Source organism: Nesterenkonia aurantiaca (genome assembly GCF_004364585.1).
Taxonomy (GTDB): domain Bacteria; phylum Actinomycetota; class Actinomycetes; order Actinomycetales; family Micrococcaceae; genus Nesterenkonia; species Nesterenkonia aurantiaca.
The window spans coordinates 173894-195294 of sequence record NZ_SOAN01000004.1 but is presented as its reverse complement, the minus strand read 5'-3'; the positions used below and the strand labels follow the sequence as shown (position 1 = coordinate 195294).

Below are 21401 nucleotides of genomic sequence, written 5' to 3'. Positions count from 1 at the left end.
CCGGGCCTGAGCCGATCGGGCTGCGATAGATTGGCCCGAACCACCCCTGTCACACCGCCTAGAACGTCCGCAGCCTCGGGAGCATGTCATGCGTGAGCTCGTCTACTACATCGCCACCAGCATCGACGGCTTCATCGCGGACCCGGCGGGGGACTTCTCCAGCTTCCCGCTGGATCCACAAACCTTGGAGGCGCTCTTCGAGCTCTATCCCGAGACCTGCCCGGTGCACGCACGGGAGGCTCTGGGTGTCACGGCGGAGCCTCGCCGCTTCGACACGGTCCTGATGGGCCGACGCACCTATCAGCCCGCGGTGGATGCCGGGCTGGTCGGTGGTGCGTATCCGCACCTTCGTCAGATCCTGGCAGCGCATCGCGCGCCGGCGCAGGCGCCGGGCGTCGAGGTGATCCACGGGGATCTGGCCTCCCAGGTGCGCGAGCTCAAGGCCGAACCCGGCAGGGACATCTGGCTCTGCGGGGGAGCTGAGCTCGCGGGGCAGCTCCTCGGCGAGATCGACGAGGTTCAGCTGAAGATCAACCCGCTGGTGCTCGGCGCCGGCATCCCGCTGTTCAGAGCAGAGGCCATGGCACACACCTTCCACCCCGCAGGTCTCGAGTCGCTGCCCGGAGGGGTCACGCTCGCGACGTTTCGCGCCGCAGGCGTCGCCGGAAGCCCGCTCGAGAGCGGCAGCGGAAGCGGCACCGAAAGCGGCACCGAGAGCGGCACCGAAAGCGGCGACGGAAAACGCGCCGGTTAGCGGCTAGAAGAGTCGCGAATCGGCGTCGTCGACCCCGCGCATCGCGTCGTAGTCCAGCACCAGGCAGCGGATGCCGCGATCCTCGGCCAGTGTGCGAGCCTGCGGCTTGATCTGCTGGGCGGCGAAGACCCCCTGCACCGGAGCCAGCAGCGGATCGCGGTTGAGCAGCTCCAGGTAGCGGGTGAGCTGCTCGACGCCGTCGATGTCACCGCGACGCTTGAGCTCCACGGCCACACTGCCCTGCGGCCCGCGGGCGAGCAGGTCCACCGGGCCGATCGGCGTCGGATGCTCCCGGCGGATCAGTCGGTGCCCGGCGCCCAGGAGCTCGATCTGCTCGGCGAGCAGCCTCTGCAGGTCGGACTCCACGCCGTCCTTGACCAGACCTGGGTCCACGCCGAGGTCGTGGGAGACGTCCTCGTGGACCTCGCTGATCAGGATGCGCAGCGTGTCATCGCTCTTGGTCGCCGAGACCGTCCAGACCTCGGTGATCCCGGCTTCGCGCTGCTGCGCGTCGGGCTCGGTGACCCGCATCGTGGCCGGCGGGGACATCCAGTTCAGCGGCTTATAGGAGCCGCCGTCGGAATGGATGAGCACGCCGCCGTCGGCCTTGACCATGAGCAGGCGCGTGGCCTGGGCCAGGTGGGCGTTGAGCCGTCCGGAATATGACACTGAGCAGGTCGCAATTACCAATCGCACGGTGCCTGATCCTACCCGGTCATCGCACTCCGGCCGCACGTGCAGCGCAAGGAGCGGTCGCGGTGGTGCGGGAGGAGTCCCGATCACCTGGAACAATGGGACCCATGGCCAAGTCTGCGAAGGGACCCGGAAGGCGCGCGTCGAAATGGCAGCGCGAGCACCGGCCGCTGTCCACCGGGGTCTTCGGTCACGGAGCATTCTCCACGGGGACGGTGCGCCGCCGGGACGGGGAGTACCACGTGCGCCATATCTCCGCCTCCGCTGCGCAGAAGAGCTACACCTGCCCGGGATGCCAGCTCCCGGTGCCCGCCGGCACCGCCCACGTAGTGGCCTGGCGTGCGGATTCGATCTTCGGCGATGAACACGCCGCCGCCGAGCGGCGCCACTGGCACAGTCACTGCTGGCGGATCGGCTGACGCCAGGCCTGCCAGGAAGCCCGACGCGGGCTAGCGCGCGTCCTGCCGGCGGATGAGCACCTCTCGGGTCAGCAGCATCACGGCGGCCGCGGTCGGGATGGCCATCAGGGCGCCGAGCACGCCGAGCAGCGTGCCGCCGGCGATCACCGAGATCACGACGACGGCGGCGGGGATCCGCACGGCACGCGCCATGATGCGCGGGGAGACGAAGTACGCCTCCACCTGCAGGTACACGAAATAGATGCCGGCGAACGTCGCCGCGGTCTGCCAGTCCACCGTGAGCGCGACCAGTGTGACCAGGGTGCCGCCGGTGACCGGGCCGACCAGGGGGATGAAGGCCAGCACCCCGGCGACCACCGCGAAGAGCACGCCGAACGGCACACCGGCGATGCTGATCGCGATGAACGCGACGATCCCGTTGAGCAGCGCCACCCCGGCCTGGCCGATCACGTAGTGGCCGACCCCGTCCAGGATCCGGTCCCCGAGGTGCTGGACCCGGTCGCGCTTGGACCGCGGCGCCAACCGATAGGCCCAGGCGGTCATCACCGGCAAGGAGGCCAGGAAATAGATCGCAAGGACGAACACCACCAGTGTGCCCAGACCGGTGGTCAGGATCGCGGTCCCGACGCCGAACAGCCCGCCGAGAGCATTGGTGATGTTCATCGGGTCAGAGATGAACCGGTTGACCTCGGTGTCGATGATCTGCTGGATCTGGAACTCATCTTCGATGCTCTGGAACCACTGCGAGCTGGAGATGTTCTCGACCAGCACCGGCAGTGAACGCACGAAGGTGGCGGTCTGCTCGGTGACCATCGGGGCCAGGGCCGCGATGAAGGTGGCGACGACGGCGAGGAACCCGGTGATCGTGACCGCCACGCCCGCGGGCCGCGGCAGACAGGCCCGTTCCAGGCTGCGCACCACCGGATCAAGGCCAATGGCGATGAACAGCGAGGCGGTGATCCACACCAGCAGCTGCGTATTGGCCTGAGCCACGAAGAACACCATCAGCGCCAGGCCGACGCCGAGGGCGAGCATGAATCCGGTGTAGATCGGGCGTGAGGTGGAGGTTGCGGCCGTCTGCGGGTCCCCGGCGGAGACCGGAGGCAGACCGTACTCATCGAATTCGGGCGGGGTTCCCGAGGACCTGGCCGCGCGGGCCGAACGCATCGTCCGGACGCTGTTCTGCACGGCCCGCAGACCTCGTCCAGCGGGGACGCGGGCGAAGCGTCGACGGCGCGGAGCAGCGGGGCCAGTCTGCTCGTCGCTGCCCGGCGGGACCTGGGACTCCCGCTGATGAGGATTCGGCTCGGACTCTGTCACGGGGTCAGCTTAGCCACGCCCCCGTCGCCGGACACCATCCCTCGGCGGGAAACCTTCCAGCCGACGCTCAGACTGTGATCTTATTGTTACGTTCGGTATCCTAGGGGGTTGAACCCTCGTCTCCCTCGATCAAGGACCTCTCACCCGTGCGTTTCCCCGCTTCCATCATCGCTTTCATCCTGGGTCTGCTCATGGCAGGCATCGGGGTGGGGCTGCTCACCGTCTGGGCCTCCGATGAGGTCCCCACCGCGCAGAGCGAGGAGGTTCAGGACGCCCCGCTGACCGTGATCAGCGACGACCTGATCGACCCGGAGGCCGAGCGCGAAGAGTTCACCATCAATGCCGAGGGCGAGTACACCATCGCCCTGGCGCGCACCCAGGACATCGAAGCCTGGGTGGGTGACGCGGCCCATGTGACCATCGGCGCGGTGCGTCAGGGTGAAGAGGACGCTCCTGCCACCATCGAGACGGAGTTCACCGAGGGTGAGACCACGGTGCCGGATCCGAGCGGCTCTGATCTCTGGGCCGCCACGGAGACCACCCAGGGTGATCTGCGCTACCGCTGGAGCGCCCCCGATGACACCGGCGAGTGGAGCCTGCTGATCTTCCGCGACGGCGAGGAGCCCGCGCCCAGCGCGGTCACGGTCGAGCTTCCGGAGGAGGAGGAGGAGAGCCTGCTCGGCACGACGCTGATCGTGCTCGGCGCACTGGTGATCCTGGTGGGCATCTTCCTGCTCTATCGAGCACTGGCCGCCCGACGCCGCGATTCCACCACCCCCGTCGGCGCGCCCGGTGCCTCTGCCACCCCCGTCGGCGCGCCCGGTGCCTCTGCCACCCCCGTCGGCGCGCCCGGTGCCTCCGCCACCGCCGTGAGTGCCACGGAGACCTCCGCCGCCGGCGCGAGTGCTACGGACACCGCCGTCGTCACCGCCACCACCGAGGACGAGATGAATCAGACCGAAGGACACCCCAAGCGCCCCGATCGTGACGATCCGCAGCATGTCGATCCTGCCGAGGAAGAGCTGACCGGAACCCTTGGCTCGATCTCCGCCACCGAGAGCACCTACGATCCCGACGCGCTCCGCGAGGAAGACCCGACTGCGGCCGGAGCGGACGCTCGGGAGGCCGGAACCCCAGAGGATCCCGAGGCCACCGGCATCATCGCCCCGGTGGACGCCGAGACGGCTGAGGCCGAGGAGCCCGAGAACGGGACCGAGAACAGCACCGAGGACGGCACTGAAGAGGGCCGCACCTGGCGCAGCCGCTCGGTGGCGACCGCCGCGGCGTTCGCGCTGGCCCTGAGCCCGGCAGTGCTGGTGGCCGACGCGGAGAACCCCGCAGAGGACCCCGCCGAGGACGACTCTGCGCAGACCGAAGAGGTCGAAGCCGAAGAGGTGGAGGCCGAGGACGGCGAGGACGCCGGATACTCGGTGCTCCTGGAGTCCCAGCTGCAGGGGATCGTGGAGGACATCGCGGAGCAGGCGGCCGCCGCGGACGCCGAGTTCGACGCCGAGATGCTCGCCCCCCGCGTGTCCGGGAACGCCGCACAGGTCCGGGAGCTGACCTACCGCAACCATGAGATGGACGAGCAGGTCACCCCCGACGCGATCGGCACCGAGATCCTCAGCGCCGCCGTGACCTCCAGCACCGAGTTTCCCCGCCAGGCCGTGGTCATCACCCAGGAGGCCGAGGCTGAGATCCCACAGGTGCTTGTCATCGAACAGGAATCGCCCCGAGAGAACTATGCGCTCACCCAGGCAGTGCTGATGGTCCCGGGCACAGCGTTCCCGGCCATCTCCGCCGAAGACGGCGGCGTGGAGCCGGTGGACCCCGATGACGAGGTGGCCCGGTTCGCCGCGAACCATGCCATGGAGCGCGTCGCCGTGTTCATGAACAACCGCGAGTACTACTTCGGCATGAGCGTGGAGGAGAACGCCTATATCGAGGACCTGCAGGCGTACCAGGAAGAGCTCAACGAGAGCGCCGAGGACCTCAGCATCTCCTACACCCGGCCTTTCATCGGCGAGGGAAGCACCGCGCTGCGGCTGCCGGATGGTTCGGTCATCGCCGTGGGAAGCTTCGACTCCACCACGCAGCTGCGCCCGGAGGAAGATGCCTCGATCAATCTCAGCGGAGTCACCGCCGAGCTGGCGGGGACCGACTCCACCACCGAGGACGTGGACATCGTCAACCGTGAGTCGATGATCCTGCACATCCCGGCCGAGGAGGGCGAGCGGGTCGACGTGCTCGGAGTCCACGATATTGTGAACGAGGTCAACGTACTGGACTGATCTCCGCATCTGGAGATCGGTCCGCCGGACCAGCCTGATCGACGCCGACGTGCAAGGAGCGCTGCAGTGACAGATTCCGCCCAGGAGCCCCAGTCCCGACGGGTCGACGCCAGGGGAGCGGTGGACCTCTCCGGTCTCGCCTCCCAGGGCGCACCCGCTGCGCCCACACCCGCTGGACCAGCGGGCCAGAGTCCGACCGCTCAGGCCCAGGCCACGGCAGGCCCGTCAGCAGCGCCCAACAGCTGGGCGATCCAGGTGCAGCCGCAGCAGCTTCAGCAAGTGGTGGAGCTCTCCGGGCAGGCCCCGGTGATCGTGCTCATCCACGGTGCCGACGCTGCATCAGCGACGATGAAGACCACCCTGGAGGATCTCGTCGACGCCCAGCAGGGTCGCCTCCTGCTGGCGGAGATCGACTCCGCGGCGCACCCAGAGCTGGCCCAGAGCGCCGATCAGGTCCCGGTGGCCACCGCCTTCATCGGCGGACGTCCGGTCGGGGAGTTCGACGCCTCGGTGCCCGCCGATCAGCTCGCCCAGCTCGTGACGCAGATGGTGCAGATGGCGACGCAGAACGGGATGACGCAGAAGCTGCCGGCACAGTCCACCCGAGTCGTGGAGGGCCAGGAGCCTCCCGCTGAGCCTGAGCTGCCGCCCTTGCACCAGGCGGCGCTCGACGCCCTGGAGAACAGCGACTACGCCGCGGCCGCGACGGCCTACCAGCAGGCCATCAAGGAGAAGCCCGACGACGAGGACGCCAAGATCGGCCTGGCCCAGGTGAAGCTGCTGCAGCGCACCACCGGAGCCGATCTCGCCGCAGCCCGGCAGGCAGCGGCGGAGAACCCCGACGACATCGACGCACAGATCGCCGTCGCCGACCTCGACGTGCTGGGCGGCCATGTGGAGGACGGCTTCTCACGACTGGTCCGATTCATCCAGACCCACTTCGGTGACGATCGGGAGACCGCGCGCGCCCACCTGGTCGAGCTGTACTCCATCACGGGCGACACCGATCCCCGGGTCTCCGCCTCGCGCAAGCAGCTGGCGCGAGCGCTCTTCTAGAGCCCTGCATCCGGCGCAGCCCGGATGCCTCACGCCATGTCCTTCTCAGGGCTGAGGTGGAGCTGACCTGGGGTCGGTAGGCTCGAGGCATGCAACCAGCCAGTGAGAGCCCTGCTGCCCTGACTCCTCCTGCCCCGACCCCGCCTGACCTGAGGGTCCCGGCGCTGCGGCTGCGCGGTCTGGCCAAGAGATTCGGGCAGACCCCCGCGGTGGACCACCTCGACCTCGATGTGCCGCGCGGCTCCTTCTATGGCTTCGTCGGACCCAACGGGGCGGGCAAGACCACCACGCTGTCCATGGCCACCGGTCTGATGCGTCCCGACGCCGGCACCGCCGAAGTCGGAGGCATTGATGTCTGGGCCCAGCCCCGCGAGGCCAAACAGACCATGGGCGTGCTCGCCGACGGCGTCATGCTCTTCAACAAGCTCACCGGAGCACAGCTGGTGACCTACGCGGGTCTGCTGCGCGGCATGGACCGCGACACCGTGGCCTCCCGGACCGAGGACCTGCTTCGGGTGCTCGGTCTCGAAGATGCCCGGGGGAAGCTGGTCCAGGACTACTCCGCCGGGATGACCAAGAAGATCGCGCTGGCCTCCGCAATGGTCCACGCCCCGGAGCTTCTGGTGCTCGATGAGCCTTTCGAAGCCGTGGACCCGGTGTCCGCGCGCACCATCCGTGGCCTGCTGGAGTCCTACGTCGCCTCCGGCGGCACGGTGATCCTCTCCAGCCATGTGATGGATCTGGTCCAGCGAATGTGCTCCCACGTCGGGATCATCGCCGAGGGCCGGCTGCTGGCCTCCGGCACTTTGGACGAGGTCCGCGGCGGATCGGATCTGGAGTCACGCTTCGTGGATCTGGTCGGACTTGAAGCTGGCGATCAGGAGCTCGCATGGTTGCAACTCTGATCCGGCTCAAGAAGGACCTGACCTTCAACGCCTTCAACCAGTCAGGCTGGCACATCCTCGGCACGGTCTTCGCCGGACTCTATGGTCTGGGCATCGTGGGGATGGTGTTCTCAGCGCAGGTCATGGCGGGCGGCGCCGAGGTCATCGATTCCCAGTTCATCCGCACCTCCAGCGTGCTGATGGGTTCGGCGGTCTTCCTGCTCTGGCTGATCATTCCGGTGTTCATCTCGGGGGCGGACGCGGCGATGAACCCGCGGCAGTTCATCACCTACGGCATCCCCCGCCGCGGCCTGATCCTGGGTCTCGCGCTGACCGGGTTGGTCTCTATCGGGGCGGTGCTCACGCTGGTCTGGCTGATCGGGCAGGTGCTGCACTGGCGCTGGGATCCTGCGGCCACGGCGACGGCGCTGCTCACGCTGCCGTTGCTGCTGATCACCTTCAGCCTGGTCTCTCAGGCGGTGACCACCTCGATCAGCGCCTGGCTCAGCGGTCGACGCTCCCGAGACTTCCTGGCGATCCTCGCCCTGAGCCTGATGGTGATGATCTACCCGATCATGGTCGGGCTGCAGAGCGCGTTCAGCTCGCTCAGCGACGCGGTGCCGAGCGTGGTGGACTTCCTCACACTGACCCCACTGGGGGCAGGAGCAGCCCTGCCTGCCGACGCGGCGGCAGGTCACTGGGGCGCCTTCGCGCTGCGAGTGGGGATCCTGGCTGCCACGGTGGGCCTCGCGGTCCTCGTCATCCGGGCCGCGCTGTTGAAGATCACCGAACGTCCGGCCGTGCACGGCTCGGCGGGGCCCAAGGACGCGAAGGGACTCGGGCTCTTCGCCCGTTTCCCCGCCACGCCCTGGGGTGCGGTGGCGGCACGCGCCAGCACCTACTGGCTCAAGGACAGTCGCTACGGCGGCACCCTGGTGGTGATTCCGGCCTTCGTGGTGCTGGCCATCGTCATGTACTCCCAGCTCGGCCAGCCGTGGATCCTGCTCGCACTGGGTCCGGTCGTGGGCTGGATGCTCGGTTTCGCGATCTCCGCCGACATCTCCTATGACCATTCGGCGTTCGCGCTGCACATCACCAGCGGCGTCTCCGGCACGGCGGACCGGGCGGGTCGGCTGATCGGGCTGCTGAGCTTCGGGCTGCCGGCCACGGTGCTCGCCTCCCTGATTCCGGCCCTGATGTTCACCGAACCGGTCACCACGCTCGCGCTGGTGGGCGTGAGCCTGGGCCTGCTGCTGAGCACCGCCGGATTCTCCTGTCTGGTCTCCGCACGCTTCACCTATCCCGTCCCCAGGCCCGGGGACGGGCCGCTGAGCCAGCCCTCCGGCTCCACCGGACGCCTGATGATCGTCCAACTTGGCATGCTGGTCGCGACCCTGATCCTGATGCTGCCCGAGGTGATCTTGGTCATCGTCTGGCTTCTCAGCGACGCCTCCCTGTGGGGGTGGCTGCTGGGGATCGGCGCGGTGCTCAAGGGGCTGGCGCTGGTCTGGATCGGGGTGCGTCTCGGCGCGCGGGTCTATGAGCGCAGCCAGCCGGAGCTGTTCCAAGCGGTGAGCCAGTACTGAGCGGGGCCTACTGGCGTCGCGCGGGGATGATGTGTCGGCCCAGGCTCGCTAGACTAGGCTCCATGATGGTCAACGACAACGGACTCCAGCCCGCCTCCGCCCGGTTCGGCATGCATACTGCTGATCCGGCCGCCGCACCGGCCCCAGGCGGAGCCGCCACCATCGAACGCGTTCACCAGGAGCAGCTCTCCGAGCCCGGTGATCACGAGCGTTTCGCCCACTACGTGAACAAGAACCGCATCATGGAGTCCGCCCTGGAAGGCGGCGCCGTCGTGGCGCTGTGCGGCAAGGTCTGGATCCCCTCGCGCGATCCCAAGAAGTTCCCCGTATGCCCCGAGTGCAAAGAGATCTACGAAGAGATGATGGGCGGCGGCGACGGGGACGGCGAGTCCGGCGGGGACTCCGGCGGCAAGCGCGGCTTCTTCGGCTTCGGCCGCAGCTGAACCTGCGCTGAGCCAAGCACACAGTGGAGCAGTCTGAGACCCTTTTCGACGTCGGCACCGATGTCGGCAAATCCCTGCCGCCGGTCTATCCGCACCGCGCCGCGCACGGCACCGCGGGAACGCTGCGCCAATGGCAGCAGGAGGCCCTGGACCTCTACATCCAGAAGCGGCCCAAGGACTTCCTCGCCGTCGCCACCCCGGGCGCCGGCAAGACCACCTTCGCGCTGCGCGTGGCGAAGCTGCTGGTGGAATCCGGTGAGGTCAATCGGATCTACGTGGTCGCGCCCACAGAGCACCTGAAGCGGCAGTGGGCCGACGCCGCCGGGCGCGTGGGCCTGGCCCTGGATCCGAACTTCAAGAACTCCGACGGTCGCCACGGTCGCCAGTACATGGGCGTCGTCGTGACCTACTCGCAGGTCGCGAACAAGCCGGCGCTGCATCGGAACAAGACCGAGGCCGGACGCACACTGGTGATCTTCGACGAGATCCACCATGCCGGTGACGCCCTGTCCTGGGGCGACGGCGTGCGTGAGGCCTTCGACCCGGCGGTGCGGCGCCTGGCGCTGACCGGGACTCCGTTCCGCTCCGACACCTCCCCGATCCCCTTCGTGGAGTACGTGGAGGACGGCGCCGGGGTGCGCCGCTCCAAGGCGGACTACGCCTATAACTACGGTCCGGCGCTGAAGGACCGAGTGGTGCGCCCGGTGGTCTTCATGGCCTATTCCGGGAACATGCGCTGGCGGACCTCGGCCGGGGAGGAGATGGAGGCCCAGCTCGGGGCCGCCGCGACCAAGGACATCACCAACCATGCCTGGCGCACCGCCCTGAACCCCGAGGGCGAGTGGATCCCCTCGGTGCTGCGGGCTGCGCATCAGCGTCTGCTCAAGGTCCGCGACAAGATCGACGACGCCGGGGGCCTGGTCATCGCGACCGACCACGAGACCGCGCGCGCCTATGCCGCGCAGCTCGATGAGCTCACCGGGCAGAAGACCACGGTGGTGCTCTCCGATGACAAGGGTGCCTCGAACCAGATCGAGAAGTTCTCTTCAGACCCCTCGAAGATGTGGATGGTCGCGGTCAGGATGGTCTCGGAGGGGGTCGACGTGCCGCGGCTCTGCGTGGGCGTCTACGCGACTTCCACCTCGACCCCGCTGTTCTTCGCCCAGGCGGTCGGGCGCTTCGTGCGGCTGCGCAAGAAGGCCGAGGTGGCCTCGGTCTTCCTGCCCTCGGTGCCGGTGCTCACCACGCTGGCCAATGAGATGGAGCAGGAGCGCGACCACGCCCTGGAGGTTCCGCGGACCGCGGCCGAGGACTCCGAGGAGGGCCTCGATGATGAGCTGCTCGATGCCGCCAATAAGGAGGAGCGTGGCTCGGACCAGCTGGAGCGTGGCGAGTTCGCGGCGCTGCATTCCAACGCGTCCTTCGACAAGGTGCTCTTCGACGGCGCGGAGTTCGGCCTCGGCGGCGCGATGGGATCCGAGGAGGAGCTCGACTTCCTGGGCATCCCCGGCCTGTTGGAGCCCGAGCAGGTCTCCACGCTGCTGCGTCAGCATCAGGCGGACCAGCTGCGCCGCAAGCCGGCGACTGCAACGCCGGCGGAGCCGGTGGTGGACCACCGGCAGCTCAAGACCCTGCGGGCCACGCTGAACAAATCGGTCTCGGCCTATGCCGCGAAGACCGGGATGCATCAGGGCAGCATCCATACCAAGCTCCGCGATGCCTGCGGCGGGCCTGCGGTGGGTCAGGCCACCCAGACTCAGCTTGAGGAGCGGCTGAAGAAGATCCAGATGTGGTTCGTCGGGCGCAGGTGACGCCGCGGCCGGTGGACTCAGAGCTCCCGGCTCAGAGGTCCGGCTCAGTGGTCCCGGCTCAGAGGTCCTCTAGGCTGACGATCTCGACTTCGGCGGCGTCGAACTCTGCGTAGGCCTCATCGACCGACTCCTCGCCCACGCCCACCGTGAGCTCACGGATCACCCGGACCTGGTAGTCGTTCTCCACCGCGTCCAGCACGGTGGCCCGCACGCAGTGATCGGTGGCGATCCCGACGATGGTCACGGAGTCGATGTCTTGGGCGCGGAGCCAGGTGTGGAGGTCCGCGGCGCCCTCGGTGATGGCCGCGGCGGGCCCGACCTTGGTGCCGTTCTCTCCCTCCAGGGTGCCGACCTTCTCGGGATCGCCCTCGAGGCCCTCGAACCCGGAGTAGCCGTCGGAGTAGAGGCCCTTGAGGAACCGGGCGTCCACGTGTTCGGTGTCGAGATTCTGATGCAGCTCCGCACCCGGGGTGCCGGCGACGCAGTGCTCGGGCCAGCTCTGCTGGAAGTCCGGGGTGGCGGAGAAATGCGGGCCTGGATCGATGTGCCAGTCCTGGGTGGTGAGGATCGCGTCGAACTCGGCGTAGCTGTCCTCGAGGAACTCACTGATCTCACTGGCGACCTGCGCGCCGCCGGCCACCGCCAGCGCCCCACCTTCGCAGAAGTCCTGCTGCACATCGACAATGATCAGCGCCTGGGCCACTACGTCCTCCTGGTCGGAACTCTCCTGGTACGGGTGTGCGGCGCGAGGATCCCGCGACCGCACACCCACCACGTTACTGGTTCCGCCCGGCCTCGGCGAGGTCGAACTCCTCGGCGACCAGCGCCCCGTTGGCCGCCGCGCCGGCGAAGCTTCCCATCCCCATGGACAGCGGGACCGTCGCCATGGGTGAGGCGAGGTTTCCGGCCGCCCAGATCCGGTCATGAGAGGTCTGCCCCATCGCGTCGATCTTCAAGAAGCTGCCCACCATGGTGTCCTCGCGTTCCAGCCCAAGCCCACGCAGGTAGGCGTCGCGCGGGATGAGGCTGCCTCCGGTGAAGATCGCGTCCACCTCCAGTGTCCGGGAGTCCTCCAGGACGACGCCGGTCACGCGTGTGCCATCGCCGAGGACCTCCTTGACCGGGGCCGGTTCGAGGACGACGCCGCGTGAGCGCAGCCGCGCAGCCGTCTCGGCAGTCAGCTCGCCGGCGCCGGCATGGAAGTAGGTCAGCCGATCGCTCCACTGGCGCAGCAGCTGCGCCTGGTGCAGCTGCATCGGACTGGTGGCCAGCACCGCCAGACGCTGTCCGCGGACCTCCCAGCCATGGCAGTAGGGACAGTGCAGCACGCTCTTGCCCCAGCGCTCGGCCAGTCCCGGGATGGGCGGCAGCTCGTCGGTCAGCCCCGAGGCGGCGATGACCGTGCGGGTGAAGAGCTGCACCCCGGAGTCCAGGGTCACGACAAGCTCGCGGGGTCCGGTCTTCTCGGTGGAGTCGGTGCGGGTGGACTCGCTGACCCGGTGCACCCCCGCAGTCAGGTGCTCGACCCCGTAGCGCTGCGCCTCCTTTCTGCCAGCGGCGACCAGCTGGTCGGGGGAGGCGCCGTCGTGTCCCAGGATGTTGTGCATCTGGTCGGCGAAGCGGTTGCGGGGTTCGCCGGCGTCCAGGATCAGGGTCCTGCGCAGCGCCCGGCCCAGCGACTGGGCGGCGCTGAGTCCCGCGGCGCCGCCGCCGATGATGATGGCGTCGAAGAGTTCTGCTTCTGCTGTGCTGTTCATGGCTCCAGCATGCGCCGCTCGGGCGAGGCGTGAAAGAGATCTTGCTGAAATGGCAAGAAGTGGTGAGAATGCTCGATATGGAGGAACTTGCCCAGCTGGGCCTGCGACTGAGATCAGCGCGCACCACCCGCGGATGGACCTTGGACCGACTGGCCCGCAGCGCCGGCATCTCACCCAGCACGCTGTCGCGGTTGGAATCCGGCAAGCGCCAGGCCAGCCTGGAGCTGCTGCTGCCGATCACGCGCTGCCTGGGCATCACAGTGGACGAGCTGCTCGTCTCCTCGAGTCCGGACCCGCGCGTGCAGCGCGACGCCTGGGAGCGCAACGGGATGCTCGTGCAGCCGCTGTCCCCGGAGAGCTCGCCGGTGCACACCTACAAGATCCGCTACGTGCCGCGCCCGCCGATCACCGCGCTGCGCAGCCACGACGGATATGAGTGGCTCTATGTGCTCTCCGGCAGGCTCCGGCTGCAGCTGGGCGAGCAGGAGATCCTGCTGCAGGCGGGGGAGGCCGCGGAGTTCGACACGCTGCGCCCCCACGGACTCAGCGCGGTCGGCCCGGAGGACGCCGAGGTGATCTGCATCCTCAACGACGCCGCCGTGAACAGCCATACCGAGGACCACATAGACCACCAGGTCGCTGATGAGAACGCTGAGCACACCGCTGACCAGGCGGGTGCTGAGCCGACCGAGCTCAGCGAGAAGCTCAGCTGAAGATCGTGGGCAGCACCGGGTCGCCGTCCTGCAGCCGCTTCGCCGCCGGAGGCAGCTCGGCGAGCGACGCCGCATGGCGGCGCCGTGCTTGGGCCACGCCCGACTCGCCGGTGTGCTCCGCAGCGATCTCACCGCGTCGGACCAGCGGCACCATCAGCTCACGGGTGCGCTGGCCGTGGGTCTGTGGCGCGGCGCCGACCCCGATCAGCTCCGCAGTCGCCCGACCGGACTCGTCCAGGCTGCGCAGCGGATGCTTGACCCCACCGAGGCTGGACTTGCCCGGGGCGTTCTTCGCCACGGGGATGCTCTGGCCGTCGTCGTCGGTGCGCGCCACCAGCTTGTAGACCATCGCGGCGGTGGGGGAGCCGCTGCCGGTGACCAGCTTCGTACCCACCCCGTAGGAGTCCACCGGGGCCGACTGCAGCCGGGCGATGGCGTGCTCGTCGAGGTCCGAGGAGACGATGATCCTGGTGCCGGTGTTGCCCAGCGAATCCAGCAGCGCCCGGACCTCGCCGGCCTGCTCCACCAGGTCCCCGGAGTCCAGCCGGACCGCGCCCAGCTCGGGCCCGGCGATCGCTGCCGCGCGGCGCACCGCAGTCTCCACGTCATACGTGTCCACCAACAGGGTGGTGCCCGGGCCGAAGGCCGCGACCTGAGCCTCGAAGGCCTCCTCCTCGGAGTCGTGGAGCAGAGTGAAGGCATGGGCGGCGGTGCCCAGGGTAGGCAGGCCCCAGCGGCGCCCCGCTTCGAGGTTCGAGGTGGCAGTGAAGCCGGCGACGGCGGCCGCCCGGGCCGCGGCCACGGCGCTGAATTCCTGGGTGCGTCGTGACCCCATCTCCACACACGGCCGGTCCCCGGCGGCCACGGTCATCCGCGAGGCGGCGGAGGCGATGGCCGAGTCGTGGTTGAGCACCGAGAGCACGTAGGTCTCCAGCAGGCAGGCCTCGGCGAAGCTGGCCTCGACGCGCAGCACCGGGGAGTCGGGCAGGAAGACCTCTCCCTCGGCGTAGCCGTGGATGTCTCCGGAGAATCGGTAGTCCGCGAGGAACTCCAGCGTCGGCTCATCCACGATGCCCCGGCCGCGCAGCCAGTCGATCTCGGCCCCGCCGAAGCGGAACGCGGCGAGGCCCTCGAGCATCCGTCCGGTGCCAGCCACCACCCCGTAGCGTCGACCTGCGGGAAGATGCCGGGTGAAGACCTCGAAGACGCAGCGCCGTCCGGCGGCCCCGGAGGCCAGGGCGGCCTGGACCATGGTCAGCTCATACTGATCGGTGAGCAGCGCGGTGACCGGGACGGCAGGCGCGGGAACGGCGGAGGCGGACTCGGTGGCGCGCGCAGCGTGGGGCTGGGCGGAGGCAGATTGAGGTGTCACAGCCCCAGCGTAGAATACCGAGCATGAGTTCAGCCGAAGGATCCACGCTCAGCCGTGAGGAGACTGACCTCGATTCCGAGTTCTCCCAGCTCCTCTCGGCCGCGCGCCCCTACCAGGTGGTCGTCTGGAATGACCCGGTCAACCTGATGACCTATGTCAGCTGGGTCTTCCGCAGCTACTTCGGTCACTCCAAGGCACGCGCGGAGAAACTGATGATGCAGGTGCACCAGGAAGGCCGCGCCGTGGTCTCCCACGGCCCGCGGGAGAAGGCCGAGCGCGACGTCACCGCCATGCACCAGTACGGCCTGCAGGCGACCCTGGAAGAGGCGGAGTAACCCGTGGCGACAGCTTTCCGCGCCACCACCACGGGATACCGCGCCGACCTGGAACAGCACGAACGGCGCCTGCTCAGTTCGCTGTGCGCCGATGTCATCGCGCTCCTGGAGAGCCGCGAGGACCTGCAGCAGGACGACCCGACCCCGTCCGGCGCCGAGGACCCCGCCTTCGCCCATTTCCGGGCCGAGCTCGCAGGGCTGGGCGGCGAGGAGCCCCTGGCACCGCCGGAGGACGAGGTGCTGCGCCGGCTGCTGCCGGATGCCTCCAGCGATCCGGAGCAGGCTGGACAGTTCCGTCGGCTCAGCGAGAATTCGCTGCGCAGCGCCAAGATCGCGGATCTGCGCACCGCGCGGATGCTGCTCGAGTCCACGCCGGTCACTATGGACGAGGACGTCGCGCCGATCTTCGGACGAGCGCTCAACGATCTGCGGCTGACCCTGGCCAGCCGACTGCGGCTGCACAGCGCCGAGGACGCCGAGCGGGTGCACAACCTCGCCGTCGGCCCCAGCGCCAAGGACACCGATTCCTTCATGGCGGAGATCTACACCTTCATCACCTGGCTCCAGGAGACCCTGTTCAGCGCGATGACCGAGTTCCTCCCGGAGCAAGGAACGGCCGACGACGCGGCGGATGCCGGTGATCCAGAACCCAGCGGTCCAGCGGCCGGGGATCCAGCGCCCGGTGACCCAGAAGCCGGTGACCCAGAAGCTGGCGACCCAGAAACCGGCGACCCAGAAACCGGCGACCCAGAAACCGGTGATTCAGACCCGGGTGCGAGCGGCGGTGCGGGAACATCGTCTCGATGAACGCCTCGGCTCCGGTGGGCATCTTCGACTCCGGGGTCGGTGGACTGACCGTGGCCCGGGCCGTGCTGGACCAGCTGCCCGGGGAGCTGATCACCTACCTCGGTGACACCGCCCACGGTCCCTACGGCCCGCTGCCGATCGCGCGGGTCCGAGCCCACGCGCTGGGGGTCATGGACGAGCTCGTCGACTCCGGGGTCAAGGCCCTGGTCATCGCGTGCAACTCCGCCTCGGCCGCAGTGCTGCGCGATGCCCGGGAACGCTATACCGATCGTCACGGGATCCCGGTGATCGAAGTCATCCAGCCCGCGGTGCGGCGCGCAGTCTCGGCCACTCGCAATGGGCGCATCGGGGTCATCGGCACCGCCGCTACCGTAGGCTCCGGAGCCTACGAGGACACCTTCGCCGCCGCCCCGGCGCTGCAGATCACCAGCGCGGCCGCCCCGCGCTTCGTGGAGTTCGTCGAACGCGGCGTCACCACCGGAGAGGAGCTGCTCGATGCCGCACGGGAGTACCTGGCGCCGCTGCAGGCCGCCGGGGTCGACACACTGGTGCTGGGCTGCACGCACTACCCGCTGCTGACCGGCGTGATCTCCTTCGTCATGGGGGAGCAGGTCACCCTGGTGTCCTCCGCCGAGGAGACCGCCAAGGACCTCTACCGTGCGCTCACCCGAGGGGACCTCCAGCGCCCGCCGGTCGCCTCTGCCCGGGGAGTCTTCGAGCCAGCGGGCCACACCTTCCTCTCCACCGGCGACGCCGAGGCGTTCGCGCTGCTGGCGCGGCGCTTCCTCGGCCCCGAGGTGCTCACGGTGCGTCAGGTGGCTCATGTGCGTGAGACCTATCCCACCGGCGTGATCCGACGCATCTCTCCCGCTATGCTGTCCGGAGCGCAGGATGACTGAAGGGGAGCCCGGCACCATATGAAACTCACCATCATCGGGTGCAGCGGATCCTTCCCCGGCCCGGAGTCCCCGGCCTCGTGCTATCTGCTGACCGCCCGGTATCAGGGCCGGACCTGGCGCGTCGTGGTGGATCTGGGCAATGGCGCGCTGGGGAAGCTGCAGCAGCACCTGGCGCTGGAGGACATCGACGCGGTCTGCCTCTCCCACCTGCACCCGGACCACTACATGGACCTGTGCGGACTCCATGTGGCCATCCGCTGGCGTCCCGGGGGCTGGCCGGGCAAGCACGTGCCCGTCTACGGTCCCTCCACGACCGACCAGCGGATCGCCAGCGCCTACGGGATGGACCCCAACCCGGGGATGCACCCGGACTTCGACTTCAGGACCTGGCAGCCCCGGCAGGCCGAGACCATCGGGCCCTTCACCATCACCCCGGTCCCGGTGCGTCACCCGATCGAGGAGGCCTACGCGCTGCGGATCGACATCGCCGCCGAAGCCTCGGCCGATGCCCGCGCGCACACGCTGACCTACTCCGGAGACACCGACGCCTGCGAGGGACTCGTCGAAGCCGCCCAAGGTGCCGACGTCTTCCTCTGCGAGGCCGCCTTCGAGGACGGCCGCGATGACCATATCGACGGGGTGCACCTGAACGGTCACCGCGCCGGAGCCACGGCCCGAGCCGCGGGGGTGGGGCGGCTGCTGCTGACCCACATCCCGGTCTGGACCTCCCAGAGGGTGCTGCTGGCCAAGGCACGAGAACAATACGGCGGCGACCTCGCGGTCGCCGTCGCCGGCGTCACCTACGAGATCGGTGCCGCCACGACCCACCACCACGGAGAGAGCGAGCAGTGACTATCACCACCCTGCGGACCGACGGACGCGCAGCCGATGAGCTGCGCCCGGTCACCATCACCCGGAACTGGAACGCCCACGCCGAAGGCTCGGCGCTGATCGAGTTCGGCGGCACCCGAGTGCTGTGCACCGCCTCCTTCGAGTCCAACGTGCCGCGCTGGCTCAAGGGCCGGGGCGAAGGCTGGGTCACCGCCGAATACGCGATGCTGCCCCGCGCCACCAACACCCGCTCCGGACGTGAATCCGTGAAGGGAAAGATCGGCGGGCGCACCCACGAGATCTCCCGGCTGATCGGCCGATCACTGCGCGCGGTCGTGGACACCAAGGCGCTGGGCGAGAACATGATCACCCTGGACTGCGACGTGCTGCAGGCCGACGGCGGCACCCGCACCGCCGCGATCACCGGGGCCTACGTGGCGCTGGCCGACGCGGTGGAATGGGCGCGCGAACAGGGCCACGTGTCCAAGCGCGCGGCCGTGCTCAAGGACTCCGTGGCAGCGATCTCGGTCGGGGTGCTCCCCGGAGGCCAGGCCGTGCTCGACCTGCCCTACACGGAGGACTCCACCGCGGGCACCGATATGAACGTCGTGGTCACCGGTTCCGGGGAATTCGTGGAGATCCAGGGCACCGCCGAGGGAACCCCGTTCAACCGCACAGAGCTGGACCGGCTGCTCGACCTCGCCCTGGGAGGGACCGACCGGCTGGCCCAGCTGCAGCGGGAGGCGCTGGCCCCGTGACGCCCAGGATCGTGCTGGCCACCAGAAATCCGGGAAAGCTCCGCGAATTCCGCGCCCTGCTCGGATCAAGTCCTCAGCTGAGCGAGCTCGATCTGGAGACCGCGGTCATCGATGCGGCCACCGCCGGCTGCGCCGAGGTCCCGGAGACTGGTCTGACCTTCGAGGAGAACTCACTGCTGAAGGCGCGCGCAGTGGCAGCCGAGACCGGGCTGCCCGCCGTGGCCGATGATTCCGGGCTCGCTGTGGACGTCCTCGGCGGAGCCCCCGGAATCTTCTCTGCCCGCTGGGCCGGCGCCCAAGCCTCCGACGAGGCGAATCTGGCGCTGCTGCTGGAACAGCTCGCAGACATCGCTCCGGCCCACCGCGGCGCGGCCTTCGTCTGCGTGGCCTCCCTGGTGATCCCCGACGCTCAGGGCGCACCGGCGAGCGAGTTCACCACCACCGGGCGCCTCCAGGGCAGGCTGCTGCGCGAGCCGCAGGGCCGGGGCGGCTTCGGCTATGACCCGATCCTGCAGCCCGTGGGGGAGACCCGCAGCACTGCCGAGCTCTCCATGGCAGAGAAGAATGCGATCTCACACCGGGGCAAGGCCTTCGCCTCGCTGCGCGGTCACATCGTGGAGGCGCTGACCCGGTGAAGGGCCTGAACTTCACGGCCGTGGACTTCGAGACCGCCAACGGATTCCGCGGGTCTCCCTGCGCCATCGGACTGGTGAGGGTCCGCGATGGAGCGGAGGTCGAGAGCTACTACTCCGCGATGCGTCCCCCGGAGGGCTTCGACCGATTCGACCCGCATAACGTCGCGATCCACGGGATCACCGCAGACGCGGTGGCCCAGTCGCCGCGCTTCGGAGAACTCTTCGGCGAGATCCAGGGCTTCATCGGAGAGGACGTGCTGGTCGCGCACAACGCCGGCTTCGACATCGAGGTCTTCGAAGCCGCACTGGAGGTCAGCGGGCTCGATTCCCCAGGCCTGAGCTGTCTGTGCTCAGTGCGGCTCTCCCGTGCGAACTACCAGCTCGCCTCCCATGCGCTGCCGAAGGCGGCCGCCGAGGCCGGCTACCAGCTCACCCAGCACCACTACGCGCTCGACGACGCACGGGCCTCGGCGGCGGTGGTCTGCGACATCGCGGCCCGGCGCAACGTCGGGACCACCCACCGGCTCTTCCAGGAGAGCGGGATCGCGGCGCGCACCATGGAATCCTGGCAGGGCCCCAGGGCGCGGGAGTCCCGGGCGACCCGACAGGTGCGCGGCATGGCGCACCTCTTCGACGCTCGCCTGCCCGCCCCGCAGCCACGGCATATGCCGGATCTGATGCGCTGGCAGGACGAGGGCAAGAACCTGCCGCCGTCCTCGGTGGCAGACCCGGCCCACCCGCTGTTCGCCCAGCAGCTGACCTTCACCGGCAACCTCGCGATCCCGCGTGCCGAGGCCAAGGAGCTGGTGGCCGCGCTGGGCGCGGCCACCGCCTCCCGGGTCACCGCCGGCACCACGCTGCTGGTGGTCGGCGACGGCTTCGAAGCCTGGGAGCTCCGCGAGCCGGAGCAGTCCTTTCCGCTGCGCAGCAGCAAGGCGCGCGAGGCGCTGCGCCGGCAGCGAGACGGTCAGCGGCTGCGGCTGATCGCCGAGGAGGAGTTCCGCGCGATGCTCGGCTCGCACTGGCCGCTCAGCGCTGCGGCCGAGGCCGTGGCGGATCCCAAGCCCGAGGCCGGCACCGATCCCGAGGCGCAGGAGCCGACTCTGCGGCTCAACGCGCCCGGGTGACCTCTTCCCAATTCTGGGCCAGCTCCTCGATCACGTCATAGATCGTGCGCAGCTCCCCGGTCGACTCCGAGCCGCCGAGCCGGGCACCGGAGTTCGGGGTGTCACCGGAGGATGACGCGCTGAACTGGGCTGAGGCTGTTGCGCGGGTGGTTGCCGGAGCGGCGGCTGCTGCCGAAGCGGAGGCTGCCGCGGGTCCCGCTCCGGCCGCGGCGCGGAGCTGGCGGTCCAAGATGGCGGCGACGTCGTCGTCCAGGCCTGCGGTGAGCGCCGCCTGCTGCTGCGCCGCGGCTTCGGGGAGCACCTTTGCGGGGGGACCGCCGGCCAGACGGTGCACGAGATCAGCGAGCTCCTCGGCCCTCTGTGTCAGCTCGGGATGCCCGTGCGTGAGCGCGATGGCCTGGCGCACCCAGCTCCGTCGCATCGGCGCATCGATATAGGGCACCAGGCCGATCGGCACCGCGCGCAGCAGCACGGCGGAATCGGTGGACTCCGGTTGCGCCGGAGCGCTCGGATAGGCCATCTGTCCCTGGCTGAGTCCGCGCAGGCTCGTCATGCCGGAGCCGGTCCGCGCCGTGAACCCGCCCTGCCGGCTCAGCTGCGTCAGCGCCTGATCCAGCGGGCGCGCCGGCGGCTGCGGCGCATGCTCCGGGTAGGACCCGGTGATGAGCCGGTACCAGCGCAGCGACCCGAGCCACATGCAGGCGAGCGGATCCGCGCCGAGTCCCTGGCGAGACCAGTCCAGCAGCTCCATCAGGCCATCGGCGGTGCACATCTGGTGCAGCACCTCGGCGTGCAGCACGATCGGCTCACCAGGTGGCTGCGGAGCCTGGGGCTCCACGGCGGCGGCCAGCACCGGGCGCAAGCGGCTGATCAGTCTCTCGGCAGTCTCCACCCGTTCAGAATAGTCTCC

At 69.2% G+C, this 21401-nt stretch carries 22 protein-coding genes; 16 read left to right on the top strand and 6 right to left on the bottom strand.

Annotated elements, in window-relative coordinates:
- Positions 1 to 88 precede the first annotated feature (88 nt).
- Positions 89 to 754 (top strand): dihydrofolate reductase family protein, encoded by a 666-nt coding sequence (locus EV640_RS06850; protein ID WP_084479649.1) that lies wholly within the window; start codon positions 89 to 91, stop codon positions 752 to 754.
- 3 nt (positions 755 to 757) lie between these two features.
- Here the strand turns inward: EV640_RS06850 and nucS are convergent, their stop codons facing one another.
- A complete protein-coding gene (gene nucS / locus EV640_RS06845) occupies positions 758 to 1450 on the bottom strand; it encodes an endonuclease NucS (RefSeq protein WP_036476441.1) in 693 nt (230 codons plus the stop codon).
- Positions 1451 to 1554: 104 nt separating this feature from the next.
- Here nucS and EV640_RS06840 point away from each other — a divergent pair, with 104 nt between their 5' ends.
- Positions 1555 to 1866: a hypothetical protein gene (locus tag EV640_RS06840; RefSeq protein ID WP_036476440.1), complete on the top strand. Its 312-nt coding sequence runs from the start codon at positions 1555 to 1557 to the stop codon at positions 1864 to 1866.
- A gap of 30 nt (positions 1867 to 1896) precedes the next feature.
- Here EV640_RS06840 and EV640_RS06835 read toward each other — a convergent pair whose 3' ends face one another.
- The gene (locus EV640_RS06835) at positions 1897 to 3186 is read right to left on the bottom strand and encodes an AI-2E family transporter (protein WP_243832252.1); all 1290 of its coding nucleotides are present in this window, start codon (positions 3184 to 3186) and stop codon (positions 1897 to 1899) included.
- A 146-nt stretch (positions 3187 to 3332) separates the two neighbouring features.
- On the opposite strand from EV640_RS06835, the gene EV640_RS13715 reads away from it, so the two are divergent.
- From EV640_RS13715 to EV640_RS06805, 6 genes are all read left to right on the top strand, one after another.
- Positions 3333 to 5477, top strand: a complete 2145-nt coding sequence (locus tag EV640_RS13715; RefSeq protein ID WP_208292190.1) for a hypothetical protein — start codon at positions 3333 to 3335, stop codon at positions 5475 to 5477.
- A gap of 66 nt (positions 5478 to 5543) precedes the next feature.
- Complete coding sequence (locus EV640_RS06825; protein ID WP_036476438.1) at positions 5544 to 6533, top strand: co-chaperone YbbN; 990 nt, start codon at positions 5544 to 5546, stop codon at positions 6531 to 6533.
- 89 nt (positions 6534 to 6622) lie between these two features.
- A complete protein-coding gene (locus EV640_RS06820) occupies positions 6623 to 7438 on the top strand; it encodes an ABC transporter ATP-binding protein (protein WP_051501312.1) in 816 nt (271 codons plus the stop codon).
- Positions 7423 to 9003, top strand: a complete 1581-nt coding sequence (locus tag EV640_RS06815) for a transporter (RefSeq protein ID WP_133726137.1) — start codon at positions 7423 to 7425, stop codon at positions 9001 to 9003. The genes EV640_RS06820 and EV640_RS06815 overlap by 16 nt, the downstream gene beginning before the upstream one ends.
- 110 nt (positions 9004 to 9113) lie before the next feature.
- Positions 9114 to 9446 carry a DUF3039 domain-containing protein gene (locus EV640_RS06810; RefSeq protein ID WP_036476566.1) on the top strand — a complete coding sequence of 111 codons (333 nt, stop codon included), beginning with the start codon at positions 9114 to 9116 and terminating at the stop codon, positions 9444 to 9446.
- Positions 9447 to 9469: 23 nt separating this feature from the next.
- Complete coding sequence (locus tag EV640_RS06805) at positions 9470 to 11257, top strand: DEAD/DEAH box helicase (protein ID WP_036476434.1); 1788 nt, start codon at positions 9470 to 9472, stop codon at positions 11255 to 11257.
- Positions 11258 to 11315: 58 nt separating this feature from the next.
- Here the strand turns inward: EV640_RS06805 and EV640_RS06800 are convergent, their stop codons facing one another.
- Positions 11316 to 11960 carry an isochorismatase family protein gene (locus EV640_RS06800; protein WP_133726136.1) on the bottom strand — a complete coding sequence of 215 codons (645 nt, stop codon included), beginning with the start codon at positions 11958 to 11960 and terminating at the stop codon, positions 11316 to 11318.
- Between the two features lie 73 nt (positions 11961 to 12033).
- On the bottom strand, positions 12034 to 13014 hold the full coding sequence (locus tag EV640_RS06795) for an NAD(P)/FAD-dependent oxidoreductase (protein WP_036476433.1): 981 nt from the start codon (positions 13012 to 13014) through the stop codon (positions 12034 to 12036).
- Positions 13015 to 13091: 77 nt separating this feature from the next.
- Between EV640_RS06795 and EV640_RS06790 the strand changes: the two genes are divergently transcribed.
- The gene (locus tag EV640_RS06790) at positions 13092 to 13727 is read left to right on the top strand and encodes a helix-turn-helix domain-containing protein (RefSeq protein ID WP_084479659.1); all 636 of its coding nucleotides are present in this window, start codon (positions 13092 to 13094) and stop codon (positions 13725 to 13727) included.
- Here EV640_RS06790 and EV640_RS06785 read toward each other — a convergent pair.
- Entirely contained in the window at positions 13720 to 14979 is a 1260-nt protein-coding gene (locus tag EV640_RS06785) for a nicotinate phosphoribosyltransferase (RefSeq protein ID WP_235181077.1), read from the bottom strand. The genes EV640_RS06790 and EV640_RS06785 overlap by 8 nt on opposite strands.
- A 143-nt stretch (positions 14980 to 15122) precedes the next feature.
- Here EV640_RS06785 and clpS point away from each other — a divergent pair, with 143 nt between their 5' ends.
- Genes clpS through EV640_RS06750 form a run of 7 tightly spaced genes read left to right on the top strand, consistent with a single transcriptional unit; the run spans position 15123 to position 20491 of the window.
- Positions 15123 to 15434: an ATP-dependent Clp protease adapter ClpS gene (gene clpS / locus EV640_RS06780; RefSeq protein ID WP_036476432.1), complete on the top strand. Its 312-nt coding sequence runs from the start codon at positions 15123 to 15125 to the stop codon at positions 15432 to 15434.
- 3 nt (positions 15435 to 15437) lie between these two features.
- A complete protein-coding gene (locus EV640_RS06775; RefSeq protein WP_133726135.1) occupies positions 15438 to 16241 on the top strand; it encodes a DUF2017 domain-containing protein in 804 nt (267 codons plus the stop codon).
- Positions 16238 to 17140, top strand: coding sequence for a glutamate racemase (gene murI / locus EV640_RS06770; RefSeq protein ID WP_133726134.1), 903 nt, complete (start codon positions 16238 to 16240; stop codon positions 17138 to 17140). The genes EV640_RS06775 and murI overlap by 4 nt, the downstream gene beginning before the upstream one ends.
- Before the next feature lie 18 nt (positions 17141 to 17158).
- Entirely contained in the window at positions 17159 to 17992 is an 834-nt protein-coding gene (locus EV640_RS06765) for an MBL fold metallo-hydrolase (protein WP_051501310.1), read from the top strand.
- Positions 17993 to 17994: 2 nt separating this feature from the next.
- Positions 17995 to 18729 carry a ribonuclease PH gene (gene rph / locus EV640_RS06760; RefSeq protein WP_036476556.1) on the top strand — a complete coding sequence of 245 codons (735 nt, stop codon included), beginning with the start codon at positions 17995 to 17997 and terminating at the stop codon, positions 18727 to 18729.
- Complete coding sequence (rdgB, locus tag EV640_RS06755) at positions 18726 to 19364, top strand: RdgB/HAM1 family non-canonical purine NTP pyrophosphatase (RefSeq protein WP_036476431.1); 639 nt, start codon at positions 18726 to 18728, stop codon at positions 19362 to 19364. The genes rph and rdgB overlap by 4 nt, the downstream gene beginning before the upstream one ends.
- Complete coding sequence (locus EV640_RS06750; protein ID WP_133726133.1) at positions 19361 to 20491, top strand: 3'-5' exonuclease; 1131 nt, start codon at positions 19361 to 19363, stop codon at positions 20489 to 20491. The genes rdgB and EV640_RS06750 overlap by 4 nt, the downstream gene beginning before the upstream one ends.
- Here the strand turns inward: EV640_RS06750 and EV640_RS06745 are convergent.
- The gene (locus tag EV640_RS06745; RefSeq protein WP_051501308.1) at positions 20475 to 21383 is read right to left on the bottom strand and encodes an ADP-ribosylglycohydrolase family protein; all 909 of its coding nucleotides are present in this window, start codon (positions 21381 to 21383) and stop codon (positions 20475 to 20477) included. The genes EV640_RS06750 and EV640_RS06745 overlap by 17 nt on opposite strands.
- Positions 21384 to 21401 lie beyond the last annotated feature (18 nt).

Excerpts from the sequence above, each read along its gene's own strand:
- EV640_RS06850 (WP_084479649.1), top strand. The coding sequence starts at position 89 with ATGCGTGAGCTCGTCTACTACATCGCCACCAGCATCGACGGCTTCATC.
- EV640_RS06840 (WP_036476440.1), top strand. The coding sequence starts at position 1,555 with ATGGCCAAGTCTGCGAAGGGACCCGGAAGGCGCGCGTCGAAATGGCAG.
- EV640_RS06820 (WP_051501312.1), top strand. The coding sequence starts at position 6,623 with ATGCAACCAGCCAGTGAGAGCCCTGCTGCCCTGACTCCTCCTGCCCCG.
- EV640_RS06815 (WP_133726137.1), top strand. The coding sequence starts at position 7,423 with ATGGTTGCAACTCTGATCCGGCTCAAGAAGGACCTGACCTTCAACGCC.
- EV640_RS06810 (WP_036476566.1), top strand. The coding sequence starts at position 9,114 with ATGCATACTGCTGATCCGGCCGCCGCACCGGCCCCAGGCGGAGCCGCC.
- EV640_RS06795 (WP_036476433.1), bottom strand. The coding sequence starts at position 13,014 with ATGAACAGCACAGCAGAAGCAGAACTCTTCGACGCCATCATCATCGGC.
- EV640_RS06790 (WP_084479659.1), top strand. The coding sequence starts at position 13,092 with ATGGAGGAACTTGCCCAGCTGGGCCTGCGACTGAGATCAGCGCGCACC.
- EV640_RS06785 (WP_235181077.1), bottom strand. The coding sequence starts at position 14,979 with ATGGTCCAGGCCGCCCTGGCCTCCGGGGCCGCCGGACGGCGCTGCGTC.
- clpS (WP_036476432.1), top strand. The coding sequence starts at position 15,123 with ATGAGTTCAGCCGAAGGATCCACGCTCAGCCGTGAGGAGACTGACCTC.
- murI (WP_133726134.1), top strand. The coding sequence starts at position 16,238 with ATGAACGCCTCGGCTCCGGTGGGCATCTTCGACTCCGGGGTCGGTGGA.
- EV640_RS06765 (WP_051501310.1), top strand. The coding sequence starts at position 17,159 with ATGAAACTCACCATCATCGGGTGCAGCGGATCCTTCCCCGGCCCGGAG.